Origin of the sequence: Roseibium marinum, assembly GCF_002906165.1 — a bacterium.
GTDB lineage: Bacteria > Pseudomonadota > Alphaproteobacteria > Rhizobiales > Stappiaceae > Roseibium > Roseibium marinum.
On record NZ_PPCN01000008.1, the window covers coordinates 288583 to 303888 of the forward strand.

12 protein-coding genes and 1 tRNA gene are annotated in these 15306 nt (G+C 57.9%); 4 read left to right on the forward strand and 9 right to left on the reverse strand.

Annotated features, from left to right (window positions below; all coding sequences use genetic code 11):
* Positions 1-22 precede the first annotated feature (22 nt).
* From sciP to CLV41_RS18460, 3 genes are all read right to left on the reverse strand, one after another.
* Positions 23-298, reverse strand: coding sequence for a CtrA inhibitor SciP (sciP, locus tag CLV41_RS18450; RefSeq protein ID WP_103223891.1), 276 nt, complete (start codon positions 296-298; stop codon positions 23-25).
* Between the two features lie 826 nt (positions 299-1124).
* Positions 1125-1784, reverse strand: a complete 660-nt coding sequence (locus tag CLV41_RS18455; RefSeq protein WP_103223892.1) for a flagellar hook assembly protein FlgD — start codon at positions 1782-1784, stop codon at positions 1125-1127.
* Positions 1785-1817: 33 nt separating this feature from the next.
* On the reverse strand, positions 1818-3710 hold the full coding sequence (locus CLV41_RS18460) for a flagellar hook-length control protein FliK (protein WP_103223893.1): 1893 nt from the start codon (positions 3708-3710) through the stop codon (positions 1818-1820).
* A 353-nt stretch (positions 3711-4063) separates the two neighbouring features.
* On the opposite strand from CLV41_RS18460, the gene mnmA reads away from it, so the two are divergent.
* Complete coding sequence (mnmA, locus tag CLV41_RS18465) at positions 4064-5245, forward strand: tRNA 2-thiouridine(34) synthase MnmA (protein WP_208987587.1); 1182 nt, start codon at positions 4064-4066, stop codon at positions 5243-5245.
* 113 nt (positions 5246-5358) lie between these two features.
* Positions 5359-5435, forward strand: a tRNA-Met gene (locus tag CLV41_RS18470).
* Between the two features lie 1668 nt (positions 5436-7103).
* Here CLV41_RS18470 and CLV41_RS18480 read toward each other — a convergent pair.
* The 4 genes from CLV41_RS18480 to CLV41_RS18495 form a co-directional block, all read right to left on the reverse strand.
* Positions 7104-7922 carry a DNA-binding protein gene (locus CLV41_RS18480; RefSeq protein ID WP_208987588.1) on the reverse strand — a complete coding sequence of 273 codons (819 nt, stop codon included), beginning with the start codon at positions 7920-7922 and terminating at the stop codon, positions 7104-7106.
* Positions 7919-8383 carry a hypothetical protein gene (locus CLV41_RS18485; RefSeq protein WP_208986128.1) on the reverse strand — a complete coding sequence of 155 codons (465 nt, stop codon included), beginning with the start codon at positions 8381-8383 and terminating at the stop codon, positions 7919-7921. The genes CLV41_RS18480 and CLV41_RS18485 overlap by 4 nt, the downstream gene beginning before the upstream one ends.
* Positions 8376-9218 carry a ParB/RepB/Spo0J family partition protein gene (locus CLV41_RS18490; protein ID WP_103223896.1) on the reverse strand — a complete coding sequence of 281 codons (843 nt, stop codon included), beginning with the start codon at positions 9216-9218 and terminating at the stop codon, positions 8376-8378. The genes CLV41_RS18485 and CLV41_RS18490 overlap by 8 nt, the downstream gene beginning before the upstream one ends.
* Positions 9219-9350: 132 nt before the next feature.
* On the reverse strand, positions 9351-9662 hold the full coding sequence (locus CLV41_RS18495; RefSeq protein ID WP_068412571.1) for a helix-turn-helix domain-containing protein: 312 nt from the start codon (positions 9660-9662) through the stop codon (positions 9351-9353).
* A gap of 157 nt (positions 9663-9819) precedes the next feature.
* Between CLV41_RS18495 and CLV41_RS18500 the strand changes: the two genes are divergently transcribed.
* Both CLV41_RS18500 and CLV41_RS18505 read left to right on the forward strand, forming a co-directional pair.
* Positions 9820-10347: a helix-turn-helix domain-containing protein gene (locus tag CLV41_RS18500; protein WP_208987589.1), complete on the forward strand. Its 528-nt coding sequence runs from the start codon at positions 9820-9822 to the stop codon at positions 10345-10347.
* Positions 10348-10489: 142 nt separating this feature from the next.
* Complete coding sequence (locus CLV41_RS18505; RefSeq protein WP_103223898.1) at positions 10490-11554, forward strand: hypothetical protein; 1065 nt, start codon at positions 10490-10492, stop codon at positions 11552-11554.
* Here CLV41_RS18505 and CLV41_RS28395 read toward each other — a convergent pair.
* Positions 11520-12095, reverse strand: a complete 576-nt coding sequence (locus CLV41_RS28395; protein WP_103223899.1) for a CDP-alcohol phosphatidyltransferase family protein — start codon at positions 12093-12095, stop codon at positions 11520-11522. The two genes, CLV41_RS18505 and CLV41_RS28395, sit on opposite strands and share 35 nt — an antisense overlap.
* A gap of 323 nt (positions 12096-12418) precedes the next feature.
* On the reverse strand, positions 12419-15097 hold the full coding sequence (locus tag CLV41_RS18515) for a CHAT domain-containing tetratricopeptide repeat protein (protein WP_103223900.1): 2679 nt from the start codon (positions 15095-15097) through the stop codon (positions 12419-12421).
* Between the last annotated feature and the right edge of the window lie 209 nt (positions 15098-15306).

Genomic DNA, 15306 nt, shown 5'->3' on the forward strand with positions numbered 1-15306 from the left:
CGTTGATATCTTGCCGTGCGGTTCAGCTACGGTATTGCTGAACCCGGGTCGCTCTCAAACCGGCCAGGCCGTGTTTTTCGATCGAACTCTGCCAGGAGAGGAATTCCTCAACCGTCAGAGTATATCTTTGACAGGCCTCCTCGAGGGACAGGAGCCCCCCTCGGACAGCAGCCACCACCTCCGCTTTGCGACGGATGACCCATCGCTTTGTGGATGTGGGCGGCAAGTCTGCAATAGTAAGCGGACTGCCGTCAGGCCCGATAACATATTTAACACGCGAACGAATCTGTTCGGTCATTGTACTCTCACACTAAACATGACCAATGTAGACTTCAGACTACAGCAGGACGCTTAACAAACGCCTAAAGCAAAATTTTGTTTTTATTAACTATAAAATCGAAATTTAATGAATGATAATTAGGGTTTGGCAAAGAAAACCATTCAAATGTTTAACCGCATTACATGAATTCGTTAACCTTAAAAATGGCAGATGCAATTTGCGACGCAATTCGAAGTACTTGAGCAGAACGCGAAACGCAGGACTTTTGCCTCAGACAGGTATTTTGAGCCGGAAAGTCATTTCCCGACGTCCAATTCAGCCCGCGAACAGGCAGGACAGACGGAATTCACAGCCATGAAATTATTGCGAAAAATATCCAGGAGGCCGCGGAAACGGCTTTTGAGGCGCCGGCGGCCCTTCCCGACGACCCAATCCGCTTGCATATGGATGGAGGAAAGCGCGGACCCGGAGCGCCAAGGTCCGTGACCTGACCCGAATCCCGTTGAGTTATACCAACCGCAATTGATGGGAACCCGTTTGACGGCATTGTCCCCGTATGCCGGCCAGGCGCGCCGCGCGGGCCGGCCTGGTTGGCCGTTCAGGCATCGCCACCCTGCGCGGCGGGCCGGAACAAGCCACCGGAGGCCGCGTTTGGAGATTGTTGTGCCGCATCGTAGGTGGTGGCCGGTGCTCAGCCTTGTTGCCGCCGGTTTACCGCCCGCCTCAAGCGCAGGCCAACGATGCCGAGGGCCAGACTTTCCGCCCCTTCAAGGCGGCAAGCGGCCAGTCAGTAACCTTGCGCGGCATGTCACCGTCAAATGCTTCTATATTAAAGAGGTCGTCTCTAGCTCGGCTTCGAAACCGATGTCACCGAGCTTACGGGTATACTGTGGCCGTCGATTTTCAGGATCGCGTCACCGCTCGACCAGTCAACGCTTTCAACGATACCCTTGATCGCAGTCGTCACCTTTTCCGCGCGGCTTGAGGCGTCCTTCATATCGAAGGCTATCGAATAGACGCCATCGGGCGCGTCCGTGCCGGAATTCGTTTGCCCATCCCACTGAAAGGTGCCGGAACCGGCATCGAGTTCGATCTCGCCGCTATAGACGACAGTCCCCGCGGCATCGCGAATGGCGAACGTTCCCGTCGCATCCTCCTTGATGTCGTATTTCCAGCTGGCCTCGCTGCCCGACAGCAGCGTGGTGGAGGCATCCGCGGAGACTTCATTCCCGATATAGCTGACATAGCTCATGCTTTGATTGCTTTGAAGCGTGGCGATGATGCTCTCGAGATTCTTGTTCTGCTGAATCCCCTGTTCGACGTTGGAATACTGCACCAGCTGACTGGTGTATTCGGCCGAATCCATCGGATCGAGCGGATCCTGGTTCTGGATCTGCGTGGTCAGGATGCTCAGGAACAGGTCGTAACTGGCCATCAGCCCCTGTTGGCTGGAAGCACTTTGGGTCTGCGCGACGGCGGACGATGCCGAGTTAACTGTTGTCATTTTTTCACTCCGGGGACGGATCTCCGTCCTGTTCTAAATCTTGAGGTCCAGTCCGCCGCGCTGCTCCGCGAGCGTCATCCGGACAATATCTTCCACCATGGGATCGATCTCCGCAGCCTCGCCCACTGCCTGGTCATGCTCGCTTTCAGCCCCCTGGTCCGGGCTGCCGTCGCTGGAGGTGAACTCGCGTCCGCCATCCTGCTTCAGCGAAAACTGCATATTGTCCGAATCCGGATTGAGGCCCGCCGCTTCCAGAGCCTTTTCAAGGCCGCGCTGGTCGCGCAGGAACATATCCAGTGTCTCGGGTCGATCGACAATCAGATGTGCATGCACGCTGCCGTCGGAGGAGACTTTCATGTTCACCTCGACCCGGCCGAGTTCCGGAGGATCGAAACGCATCTGGAAACGGGTCTGGCCGTTTTTCAGATTGCGGGCGATTTCCGCGGCCACCTGGGTGGCGACATGGCCGGACTGGCTCTGGGTCGGTGCCTGCAGGCTGTCGGTCCGCATCGCCCCGGAAAGCTCGCCGCCACGCACCGTCGCCGCACCGGCCTCGCCGGTCAGGCTCAAGTCGGACCCGTTCACGATCAGCTCGGCATCGCCGCCTGCCATCATGGAAGCGGCCGGCGCAAGACCGGCAGCGCTCGATCCGGCCGGGTTCCCGCCCGCCAGACGCGCCTCGGGCCGTACCGAAGCGTCCGCCCCGGCCGGGCCGCTTGCGGCGCGATCCGCTATCGTGTCCGCGATCGTCCGCGATTTCGGATCCGCCGACCCTTTGACGTCCACCACTTCGTCGCCTGAAAGTGTTTCGCTCAAGCCTGCCTCACCCGATTGGGGAACGCCGGCTGCGGCCGCTGGAGATTGCAGCAACACAGGCGCCTCCCCGGCCCGGACTTGAGCCGTGACAGCAGGTTTCGCCGCGGGACCGGCCTCGGCAGCCCCGCCCGATTGCGGCCCTTGTGCGGAGGCCTCACCCTTCTTGCCTGCCTCACCCATCTGACTGTTCTCGCCGGACGGCATGCCTGACTGCTCCGCGGTGGAAAGTCCGGCCTGCGGTCCAGGCGGTTTTAACTGTTCCCCCGATCCGGTTTCATTCCCCGGCCGGGGCATCAGCGCATCTGCAAGAACAGTCGCGGCTCCCGGCTCCTGCCGGGAAGTTGCGGACGACTGTGGCGGGACCGCCGCCTGCGCCCTGAATTCCTTCGGCAGTTCGCTTTGCCATCTGCGTTCGGCCGGCCCGGCGGACTGTGTCTGCGGAGCGGCGGATGCCAGGACATCGCCGAAAGATAAGGATCCTGATGCAGGATCAGGAGCAGGAGCCTGTCCGGCACCACCCGCCGCGCCAGTCTGCGCTTGCGCACCTCCGACCGGCAATGCGGCAATCTCCTTGCCCGGCGATCCAGGCACGGATCCGCCGGATAAGCTATCGGGCGCCAGCCCGGTTTCCCCGGCCTGAAGCGGCGGGCTTGCGGCCTGCCCCGGCAATCCCGCACCCGGCACCGGCGGCAGATCCGTTCCGATCGCAACCGCCACTTCTATGGGCTGAGCCTCATCTGTTGTCCCGGCGGCGTCCTCCGCGGGCAATCCGTCCGCGGTCTCCTCGCCATCCGTTGGCAGGGAACCGGGCACGGCCTCCCCGGCAGGGAGCTGGAACATGTCTTCGGCCAGCGGCGCATCGAGACTTATCTTGATCCCCGGCACAGGTCCCGTAATGGCTCCAGGCACAGGTACGGTTCCGGCAATCCGCATCGCCTTGCCCGGCCCGGCATCGGGAGCCTCTTGGGCCCGGCCGGCATCGGCCGCGCCGAGTTCGGCCGCGAAACCGGAATCGCCCGAAGCCTTACCGGCGGTTCCCTGTTTCTGACCGGCGCCCTGCAAGGCGCCGTTCCCGGCCGCCAGAGCCCCGGCGGAAACATCGGTAGTCAATCCAAATGGCAGCAATTGCGCCCCCGATCTCCTCGCCCGCCCCGCGGACGCATTTCGTCACCGCATAAGGAAGCAAGCACCGGGCCAGTTTAAATCGACCGTACATATAATTGTTTTCATTGAATTATTCCTGATTTCCCATGCAACGCCACCCCGCAACGGGCGGCAAGCTTTGCCCATGCGGCAATGCGTGCCTGCCATGCAGGCCATGGAATTGGCACCGGCGAGGCTTATCTGTATAGTGCCGCCAACTTGAAAACGGACCGCGGCGCCGCTTCTTGACGGCGCGAAGGCGAGAAACGCGTTTATGCGCGGCCCCGCCGGTCAGGATACGAAGACTTCTGGAAGTGTATTTGATGCGAAACAGTCTGGACCTTCCCGGCCGCCCGGAAGACACGCGGGTGGTTGTCGCCATGTCCGGCGGTGTCGACAGCTCTGTCGTCGCGGCGCTGATGAAGGCGCAAGGATATGACGTCATCGGCGTCACGCTGCAGCTCTACGATCATGGCGCGGCCGTCAGCAAGGCCAAGTCCTGCTGCGCGGGCGTCGACATTCACGATGCGCGCCGCGCCGCGGAGACGATCGGCATTCCCCATTATGTGCTGGACTACGAAAGCCGCTTCAAGGAACAGGTGATGGACCGGTTCGCCGACAGCTATATCGCCGGCGAAACCCCGATCCCCTGCGTCTCCTGCAACCAGACGGTCAAGTTCACCGATCTTCTCAAGACCGCGCGCGATCTCGGCGCCGACGCGCTGGCCACCGGCCACTACGTGCGCTCAGCCCAGGCAGGCAACAGGCGCGCCCTCTACCGCCCGGCCGATCTCGACCGGGACCAGAGCTATTTCCTCTTCGCCACCACTCAGGAACAGCTGGATTTCGTCCGCTTCCCCCTGGGCGGCATGCCCAAGGCGAAGGTGCGCGAACTTGCGGCCGAATTCGGCCTGTCCGTCGCGAACAAGCCGGACAGCCAGGACATCTGCTTCGTGCCGGACGGCGATTATGCCGCCGTCATCCGCAAGCTGCGCCCCAATGCGGCCGAGCCCGGCGAGATCGTCCATATGGACGGCCGCGTTCTGGGCACCCATGACGGCATCATCCACTTCACCATCGGCCAGCGCCGCGGCATCGGCGTTGCGACCGGCGAGCCGCTTTACGTCGTGCGCCTCGATCCGGACACCCGGCGCGTTGTCGTCGGCCCGAGGGAAGCGCTGGCGACGCGCACCATTCTCTTGCGGGAGCTTAACTGGATCGGCGACCAGCCGCTCGACGAGGGCGACGAAATCGAGGTCTTCGCCAAGGTCCGCTCGACCCGCGCCCCCGCGCCGGCAACCTTGCGGATACTCAACGGCAAGGCCTTTGTCGACCTCGCCAACGGCGAAACCGGCGTCGCCCCGGGCCAGGCCTGCGTCTTCTTCGACAATGACGACGAAACCGCCCGCGTTCTGGGTGGCGGCTGGATCCACAAGACCGAGCGCTCCGGCACCTGGGCGGTCGATTTTCCCCAAGCCGAAAGCCCGGTTTCCATGGCCTGAAGGCAACGGCGAAACAAACCGGGCAGGCGCCAATTCCACGCTTGACGCCCGCCCGCAGCCTCACTATAAGCACCCCACGTCGCGCGGGCCTTTTCGGCCCATGCCGCATGGATGGCGGAGTAGCTCAGCTGGTTAGAGCAGCGGAATCATAATCCGCGTGTCGGGGGTTCAAGTCCCTCCTCCGCTACCAAATTCTTCAATAAATAAATATATTTACTGTCCGTCGTCAGGGTATTTGGGACTTATAGCCGTGTGATTTAACGTGTAGCGCGCAAGTTCGTTTGGCAAATCGCGCAACTTCACTTGGCATCCAAATATTTTTGCGAATGGAGCCTTTTCGACATCTGAATTTGCCTTGTTTAACCCTCTTTCATTTGACGTTTAAATATAGCGTTTTGAGAGAGGACGGGCAGGAGTGTCCTCTGGCAGGTTTTAGCGAAGTGACCGCTTTCGCGCCCTCATTCGCGACATTCAAACCACCGAGGCAGTTCCCTGGAAGCCGACAATGACTCGTGGTCTGCCAGTCAACCATCGGCGCGGGAAGGGAATAGGCCGAACCGGCCAGAATTTGGATCGGAGGTGAAAATTTGGGTATGACCGAGCTTCTCGATGCCCGACGGAGGATCGATGTTTTCGACTATGATGAACTCTGCGAACGAAAGACTCGCTAGGTGTTCAAAGAAAAAATCTCGAAGCGATGTGTTTCGAAGTTCCTGCTCATCTGCGGCCAACGGACCTTCCTTGGACCGAATTGGGTCGCGATACGTCAGTAGCGGCGTATCGAGGACTAGGAACCCCGGGTGCGGTAAGCCACGTTCACGACAGAAAATGAGCAATGCGACTTTGAACGCCGCATGAGTGATCGCCCGGACACCCTTACCATTGTCCCGCCTGTGCTTACCGTCGATCCGCAGGTCATAGGTAACCTCATCGAAGGCAACGTGGCGCTTTCCGGGGAACTGCCACTCCCGCAGGACATCGCCAACGGTCTGGGCGAAGTCGTGTGCCACCGTGCCGGAAACCCCAAGACGCGGCTTTTCTGATTTCGTTGCCGGTTTGATGCTAGCCAACTCAGCTCGCCTATCGACCAGTGCCTGCTTCTGTGACAACAGGTCCAGGCCGCGTTTGACATGGTCCCGAACGGCCGTGAGCTCAACCAGGAACTGCTGTTTTCCCCTGGCTTCCGGCGATAGCCGACGAATTTCCTCGTCGGCCTCATCCAGTTCGGTGCTTTGCGTGGCATAATCCGATATCAGCGTGCCGCGCTCGAACGTCAAAGCATGGACGGTTTCCTCGAGAGAGGCTCGGTGCCTGACGATCTTCTCAATTTCAACCGCAGAAGCGGCGCGAATTTTCTCAATATCGGTCAGGCCGTGGTCATGCCGTTGAGCATCGGAGGCGGCTCCGCAGAGTGGGCAGTCTTTGTCACTTCCCAACAAAAGCAAGAATCCTGCCTCTTCAATGGCCTCGAGCCTTTGTACGTCGGACGAATAAACCTCGTCCAGTTGCGCAAAGCGCGCCAAATTCATCGCGACTTCGGTAAGCCGCTGTTGAATTCCGGCTAGTTTGCCAGCAGCGTCACGCTTGCGATCGAGTTGCTCACGTATGTGGTCCTGAGAAAGTTGGGACTCCTCCTGTGCCGCGCCGAAAGTGGCGGTTAGCTTTTCATACTGGTCTGCTAGTCCGTCCGCGTCGGGATAATCGGCCGTAAGATTCTCGTCGATGTTGGCGATCATCTCGTCTAGAATTTCAAGCTTGGCATTAGTCTGCGTTCGGAAGACCGTCTTGTTGACGATCGGCACCACGGCACTGTCATCGACGCCGGTGAGCAGAAGTTTGAAGACACTCCGCTCGGCCGTCACCGTTGTGTATTGCCCTGCCTCGACCGGCGATGTCTCACTCTGGATGATCGTCTCATCAACGAGACAAAAACGTAAGATGTCACGGAAGCTGAGGCTCCGCTTTTTACCATTGGCATCCACCGCAATGGACTTATTGCCGAACCCCAGTTCGTTGAGAAGGAGCTGGGACAGATTGTCGTCATTAGAATGGTCATGACGCGAATGTGTTTGGCGGAAAGGAACTGATTGGAGACATATAGCGCCAGGCAATAGGCGCGCAGCTGTCCACCTTCGGCCGTATCGAGAACCCCTGTTCCTTTGCGGGCCTTGGACGGATCATGCGCAAGGCGATTGATGTCCGCCCGCATGTCCTTGCGCCAACGGGCAAGCGTGCGGCCGGAAAGGCGCTTGACGAGCTCGCTGACCCATTCAGGAACCGGGACCTTGCCGTCCTCATAAAGCTCCGCGAACAGATCGTCGGATGGGCTGGTGGGCAGCTCGCAGCTTTTCTTGAAGCGATCGGCGACCTTCAGGACAACCAGCTTGGCATCGCGTGTATTGCGCTCGCGCGTGGTCAAGTCCCGGCTGGTTTCCGTGCGATAGTCTTCTTGCTCGATGCGCACGAAGGTGGCGGCATAATCCAGTCGCTGGAATTGAGGCAGAAGGTTCATGTGGTACTCAAGCCCACCGCCCCCTTCCCTGCCCGCACGTTTGCGGGCAAGCGGACTATCCGCCCAGTTGCCCCGCGCCGCGATCAGCTGCACACCGCGTTTGGTTGCCGGAAAGCCCTCCAGTCTGAGATCGGCGATTTCCTGAGCGGTCAGCCAGAGCTTCATTTGGCGCTCCGGATCTGCATCTGCAGCGTCTTCTTGCGTGTCGCGACCATGCGCTCATGGTCTTCGATCAACGCCAGCTCGATGACGTTTTCGTATTTGCGCGGCACCACCGCCATGTCGAAGTCCTCAGCGATAAAGCCCAGGAGTTCTGTCTTGCCGGTGGCGTGGATCAGCGCCAGAAAACGCTCGACCGTAATGTTGTTTCCGGTCTTGGCTTCCGAGGCATAGGCCTCCAGCATGTCCTTGGTGACTTTATGCCCGAGCCGCGCGCTCATCAGCCCGGCGACGGTGATCCGGTCCTTGCCGCACTCCTTGAGAGCTTTGGCGATGGCGCGGCTGATCCGCGAGGACAGCCGGTTGCCGGAGATTGTTCCGGGTTCAAATCCAACCGACACTTTCGGTGGCTTCCAGCCGTTGAACATGTCGATGGTGAAGTCGTCGCGCGGGGTCTTTCTACTCATCGAGCCAGCCCTCACGCCTGACCAGCTCGACGATCTCCCTGCGGTGGAGCTTGAAGACCACCATGCGGCCGGTCCTGGGCAGCTTGCTGAGATTGTCGCAGGCGGACCGCAACACCCGGTCGGTGGCGGTTTCCGGGTCGCGGCCGTCGAGTATCAGCAAGGCGTCTGCGATGGTCCTGGCTTTGGGGAGCTCGCCCAGGATGAGGTCCAGGACCTTCGCCTGGACTTCGGCGTCGAGGTCCGCGAGCGCTTTCAGGTCGGATTGTTTTTCGGCGAAGGGCGTACCCTTCAGGCGTTCGCGGGTTTCCGGGGAAAGGCCATTGAAGATAGCGATGGCCATGCGGATTGCGCGGTCTGTTAGTCCCGTGGTCTCGGCAGCGGAAAAACAAAAGGAAATAATTTCCGTTTGATTTTCTTTGTTGTTTCTAGCGGCTTGGCTCTTGCGATCGCCGCCGCGCTTTGTTTGCGGATGCAACGCCTCATAGACCCGCTTCAATTCGCTGAGAGCCTCGCAGCGCTCCAGGGCGTTAAGATCCTTGCGGCCGAGGTTCTCCAGGATCTCGTGAAGGCGCAGCCCGTCGGCAGCGTGTTCGGCCGAGGGCTCGAGAATACGGGCTTCAATCTCACGCCACTTGGCGCGCTTTGCTGCTTCCAGGCGGTGGGCGCCGGCAACCAGCGAAAATCGTTTGCCATTCGCAACGACGTCGATTGGAGTTTTCTGGCCGACCTCCCGGAACATGGCCGACAGGCACTCGGCCCAGTCCGGATCCACGTCCCGAAGCCGTCCGTCAGGAATATCGATCAGGGAGACCTTGATGGAGGAATACGCGCTCAAGTCAGACCTCTAAATTTCTAGAAAAAAGAGACCGGGCGGCTGCGGCTCTGCGGTCACTTGGACCGCCCGGCAAGGTGGGGAGGAAGAAAATCCAAGACTGAAGACCGGACTTGCCCGGACCCGGCAGCAGGATTACGCGGCCTTCCTGTCCGGAGCGGCCCTGCGTTTCTGGCTGGCGTTCAGCTTCTCGTATTTGCTAGAAAGGATTCGAGCGGTCCTGATGGGATACCGGTCGGGCCACAGATCCTGCGGCGGCGTTTCCAGAAACTCTGCAATCGCAGCTTCAGCCTTGCGCACCGGACGGGTCCAGACATGGGAAAAGCTGTTAGGGTGCATGCCCTGGATTTCAGCGAGCCTTCTCAGGGTCATTCCCTGGCGATGGAGTTCGCCTATGATGTAATCCTTGTCCCATCCGTTGGGGGGAAGCTCGATCGGCTTTGGCATAAGGGGCCTCTCTGAAGTGGAAAGCGGTTTGTTGCAGCAAGCCGTTTTCTTGGAAGTTTGTTGTGACAACTCGGCGCGAAGGTTCGAGCCGACAAAATAGGTTTATACCCGTTTGGATTTTTTGTAAACATCCGTTTGGGTATTTATTGGTGATGTATTGGCCAGACCTGAGAGCGAGCCACAGACGCCGCTAGCTATGCGATTGCGTGATGTGCGACGTTCAGTCGGCGATCTTGAGCGTGACGTCTTCGCAAAAAAATTGGGTTTGAGCGCCAATAGCCTTGCTCGATACGAGCGAGGAGAGAGAGAGCCATCAGCATCTGTGCTGAAGGCATACAATTCAGTCTTCGGCGCGAGTATTTCTTGGCTTATAACAGGCGAAGGAGAAATGTTCTCCGATGCGATGAAACTCCCGGCCAGCTCAAATCTTCGAACAATCGATCAAACCGTTTTCAGCCAGGTCGGCAGTCTGGTCCTCAAAGTCTACAAAGACGAAAGCGTGAAGCTGCCGGCTGACGTTCTTCTGAACGAACAGGCCAGCGCCTACAATGCCCTGATTGCGCGCGCAGAAAACCCGTCGGACACTGAAGAATTGCTTAGCCTGGTTCCCTGGCTCGAAGCTCGCCTCCGAAAATCGCTAAAGACAACAGATGGTTCAAAGCGAACCGAAAAACGACTAGTTTGAAGCACTTAGCCAATTAGCCCCAACTGACAAAGCGTGGGAAAAACAGATTCAGCTTAAATCTATTTTTGATTGATGAATTGCCATGATACAACTACCATCAAATGGATCGTTGAAACTTAAACAGTTACGATAACTCAGAATTATGGGTAATTTGGCAAAGGGTCTTCCACCAACACTTATCCGAAGTTTGTTCGGCCAGGAGTTGGAACCATATTGGCCAGCAATCATCTCAATTGCATTGCTCGGGCTGTTACAGACTTTAGCTGTTCTCTTCGGCTCTTTGATTGATGGAACATGGATTCTTCCCGGCGTCGGCAAGGGTTTTTTTGAGCACTATGGAGTGTGGGCGATACTCATCTCAGACCCAATATTGCTGATTTCCGCTGGGTTTTCTTACCTATATTTCAAGCTGGCGCTTGAGACACTCCCCCTCGCTGACAAAAGTAAGGTGCGCCGATTACATGCCGTGACGAAGCCTTATTTCGAATTTGTCGAACTTAGGGGCAATTCTGTCTTCGTCTATGCGCTACTCGTGATTGTAGGACTCCTAGCCTGGGTGCTGAACGTCGTCCAAACGACCAACCCTGTGGCAACATACGGTAATGATGTGTTTGACGCTGTGGCATATCGATGGGGTTTCCTGGCAAACAAGTTCAACTTGCTTGTTTCGTGGACAGTTGTTTACCCCGCTATCGGCTTGATGCTTGTTTCGATGAGTGTGTCGACGTGGCTCGTCTTGCGCCGGTTCGAGAAAGACGAATTACTCGGTCCAACTGTTTTGCACCCGGACGGTTGCTACGGTTTCGGCCGACTCGGCACGCTAAATGTAGCGCTGCTTTGGCCTTATGTTATAGCCTTTGCTGTAATGTTTGCATTAAGGCTAACCCACGAAGCCATCTACCCTTCTCTCGTCGTTCCCATAGTCGTGCTGGCTATTGTTTGCCTAATCGTTAGTTTTATCACTATTCAACCAATTACCGCTCATACGAGACGTGTAAGAAGGCGCACCTACAACTCCTTGGCCGAAGAAAGCCAGCACCAGAACGATCGAAAACAGACTGATCGGTTGAGCTTTGCGGTCACAAGGATTTCCTATGGGCTTGCCAGCGGCTCACCATATTCTGGAAGCGTCAAAACGCTTCTCAACATCATGAGATTTGTTCCACTCGCGGCTACCGTCGGCCGTCTGATGTACGAACTAGGATGACAGTGTGTGCAAGGACTCCGGCACAGCCGACAATCGCGCTCACAATTCCTAGAAGGATATAAAAATTCAAGATCGGAATGTCGTCCCCCTCGACTAAAGCAACTGCGGTTGCCACAAAAAAACCGCCGAAATACAACCTAATGAATACTGCTTGAGCTATAGATATAGATCTTAGCTTCTTGAGCGTAGGCTGCTTGTCTGGGTCCAGAGCCCTCAATGCATAGATTGCGATCTCTCTGAATATCAGAATCCAGGCTAGCGCGGACTGGCTGGGTTCAATTCGAACGATTGTCAGAAGCACCGCTACATAAACAGCGCGATCACCTAGTCCATCCAAAAAATATCCGGTGATAGTGGAACCCACGTAGTTCCTGGCTATGTATCCATCAAGAATGTCAGACAAAAATGCGTAGGCGAGCACCGCTAAGCCAAGGGCCATCCGCACTAGATCTTCGTCAGAATAAACAACAAGGAAAATGACCGCAGCAGGGATCCGGCTCAGCGACAACGCATTCGGCAAGTTCGTGAAACTGGAGCCCATAATTCTGAGTTATCGTAACTTTTACGATTTGGGTCGCCTCGGCCCGCCGGCGCAGTGAAACCTTCGATGCGCTTTTCTGAGCCCTGAGGGCTTCTCTGAACTCCCCTTGGAGCTGAGACCAGTAAGGCCATGGACTGCATTTCAGTCATGGATCAGTTGTGATCGCTAGATTTTCTGAACAATGCAACGGGTGAACTCGTGGGAGGGGGATAAATTGACAACCAGCGGTCACAACATCTGTGTCACACGAGATCCTTATCATCCCGCATTCCGAGATCGCTTTGATCGAGACATTGCCAATCCGCGATCTTTGCGAGCTGTAATCAGCCTTCGAACAGGATAAATGGTGCCCAGTTTTGCGGGTCAGAGATTGCCGGGTTCGTCTGCTGCAGGTACCAGAGCTTGGTCTTGCGCAAGGCCGCTGGCGGGTCGCTGACGGTCTGGGAGAGCCAGTTGCGATAAAAGCGTTTCATGAACTCTTTGGCCGCCTGATCGCCGACGGGCCACAGTGCTGCCAGAACGTTCTTGGCTCCGGCGACATAGAACGCCCGGGGCAATCCCTCAAGACCTTCCGAATAGTCGTGCGCCCCCTGTCCTGTATCACAGGCCGACAGCGCAACAAGTTCGGTGCCATACAGATTGAGCGTTTGGGCTTCAATGGCATGCAAGATACCGTTCTCCCCGGTCGCATTGACACCCCCCGTCAGGGCCCTGTTGGCGCCTGCCAGGGTGATGCCTGACTGCAGCAAGGGCCGGCCCTCGATGCTGCCGCTTTGCAGGTAGTAGCCGTGGGTGGCGAAGTGAAGCACGCGCGGTGGCGAGGAAAGCGCCTTGACCGCCGATTCTGTTGCCTCCTTTCCGGTGAGGACTACGGGAGCCGGTTCATCAGGGCGGAAGGCGGCGTAAGCAACGCCGATATCCGTCACCTCGTTCTCGGTATGTGGTAGCGGTGGGAATCTGGTGAACTGCCGCCGCGTGATATCGATCGCCGCCCGGTTTAAACTTGCATCGGCTACCGGCTCGGCGTTGGTGGGCAGGGCGGCCAGTTGCATGGTTTCAAAATCCACGCCGCCGAAAGCGACCAGGCCTTTGCCCGTCGCCGGCCGGTCCCTTGCCACGAGGTCGCGGCCAGTCTGAAGGCTGCGCACCGAAAACCGTTCGATCAATCGAAGCCCCGGTTCGTCGAGAAAAGCCTCAAAGGGTAAGGCCTGCAACGGACCGTCGGGCGAGACGTAGAGCGTTTCAACGCCGTCCAATTGATCCAGCAGCGGAGCAATCAGGCGGTTGTGGCCGAAGCGCATCAGAGTTTGGAATGAAGTATCGTTTTCGGTTCTCAAGTCCTTGTCAACGGTCAGTGCCTGCAGGGTAAAAAGGACGCTGGCCTCTCCAAGGCTCACCACGACCGGATCAGCGTCCGGGCGAAGGACGACGGCAAGCAGGCTGGTTGCACCGTATGAAGCGTCCTCGAAATCGAATGGATCGTAGAGCCTGTATTCGATCAACGCGGAATTGCGCGGCAAGGCCAGCATGACATCGCCGGCATCCGCGCTGCTGACGGTCTGGAAGCGGCGGAATTTTTCCGAAGCGGATCTGAGTTCTGCTTCCCTGGCCTCCAATGCTTCGCGCAATCTGGTCTTTTCCTCGGGGGAAACAGCAGGATCGAAGGCAACACCCGAAAGCGACTGCCGGCTTTTCCGCACGGCTTCGATCAGTTCCAGAAGCGCACTGTCATCTGTCTCCCTGGCCAGATTGTTCAGAACCGCATCGTCCTGGATCAACCGCTTTTTCCACCTGAGCGTCAGATCGGCCGCAAAACTTGCGGTCTCGGTGGTGAGGTTCTCCAGGACGAAACTGAAGCTTGCATCTTGATAGCGCGAATTGAGGCGTAGCATTTGCCGGCGCATAGTGGCGGCCCGGGCTGTGCGAACCTCCGTTCGAAGCCACTGATCGAGACGCTGATCGATCTTGCGAAACGCCCGCAAAGCCTCCCCGGGGCGACCGGAACGCACAAGCAAAGCAGACAAATTACCTTGTGTTGATATTGTATCGGGATGCTCCGCTCCGAGTACGCGCTTACTGGCCTCCAGGGCCCGCTTGTAGAGCGGTTCAGCCTCACCATAGCGACCGGTGCTCTCATAAAGAGCTGCGAGGTTGTTGACGCTGCTCAGCGTATCCGGGTGCTCCGCTCCGAGCACGCGCTCACTGGCCTCCAGGGCCCGCTTGTAGAGCGGTTCAGCCTCACCATAGCGACCGGTGCTCTCATAAAGAGCTGCGAGGTTGTTGACGCTGATCAGCGTATCGGGGTGCTCCGCTCCGAGCACGCGCTCACTGGCTTCCAGGGCCCGCTTGTAGAGCGGTTCAGCCTCACCATAGCGCCCGGTGCTCTCATAAAGACCTGCGAGGTTGTTGACGCTGGTGAGCGTATTCGGGTGCTCCGCTCCGAGCACGCGCTCCCTGGCCTCCAGCGCCCGCTTGTAGAGCGGTTCAGCCTCACCATAGCGCCCGGTGCTCTCATAAAGACCTGCGAGGTTGTTGACGCTGCTCAGCGTATCCGGGTGCTCCGCTCCGAGCACGCGCTCACGGGCCTCCAGGGCCAGCTTGTAGAGCGGTTCAGCCTCACCATAGCGACCGGTGCGCTCATAGAGAAAAGCGAGGTTGTTGACGCTGGTGAGCGTATCGGGGTGCTCCGCTCCGAGCACGCGCTCACTGGCCTCCAGCGCCCGCTTGTAGAGCGGTTCAGCCTCACCATAGCGCCCGGTGCTCTCATAAAGACCTGCGAGGTTGTTGACGCTGGTGAGCGTATCGGGGTGCTCCGCTCCGAGTGCTGCTTCTGCCTTCGTAAGAGTGCTTTGTGCAAATTTCAGCGCTTCGGAATAGTTGCCAGCTTGGTACAAGCGGACAATTTCCGCATTGGCCGAACCTATCTCCGATGCACTGTCCTGAGCTCCGCTCACAGATAGCAGCGAACCGAAGACCAAAAGGAAAATGAAAAATCCACGCATAACAAAAACATCCGAGGGGTGGAAAAGTTGTGCCCTGAAGAATATACCACAGCTGGTTTTAGTTTTCACACTTTCGAGGTCAGGTAGATGTTACGTCGCTTGGCAATCGCTGATGGGAGCTACTCCCCATCACTTGGACAACTTCAGGTGCAAATTAAGCTACTCTCTGCCCCTGCTGGTCGGTTTCGATCTGGTTGAAGTAGACCATG

Bases quoted from the DNA above. Each gene is read 5' to 3' on its own strand.
- CLV41_RS18455 (WP_103223892.1), bottom strand. From the start codon at position 1,784: ATGACAACAGTTAACTCGGCATCGTCCGCCGTCGCGCAGACCCAAAGT.
- CLV41_RS18505 (WP_103223898.1), top strand. From the start codon at position 10,490: ATGGGTAATTTGGCAAAGGGTCTTCCACCAACACTTATCCGAAGTTTG.
- CLV41_RS18485 (WP_208986128.1), bottom strand. From the start codon at position 8,383: ATGAGTAGAAAGACCCCGCGCGACGACTTCACCATCGACATGTTCAAC.
- CLV41_RS18495 (WP_068412571.1), bottom strand. From the start codon at position 9,662: ATGCCAAAGCCGATCGAGCTTCCCCCCAACGGATGGGACAAGGATTAC.
- CLV41_RS28395 (WP_103223899.1), bottom strand. From the start codon at position 12,095: ATGGGCTCCAGTTTCACGAACTTGCCGAATGCGTTGTCGCTGAGCCGG.
- CLV41_RS18480 (WP_208987588.1), bottom strand. From the start codon at position 7,922: ATGAAGCTCTGGCTGACCGCTCAGGAAATCGCCGATCTCAGACTGGAG.
- sciP (WP_103223891.1), bottom strand. From the start codon at position 298: ATGACCGAACAGATTCGTTCGCGTGTTAAATATGTTATCGGGCCTGAC.
- CLV41_RS18515 (WP_103223900.1), bottom strand. From the start codon at position 15,097: ATGCGTGGATTTTTCATTTTCCTTTTGGTCTTCGGTTCGCTGCTATCT.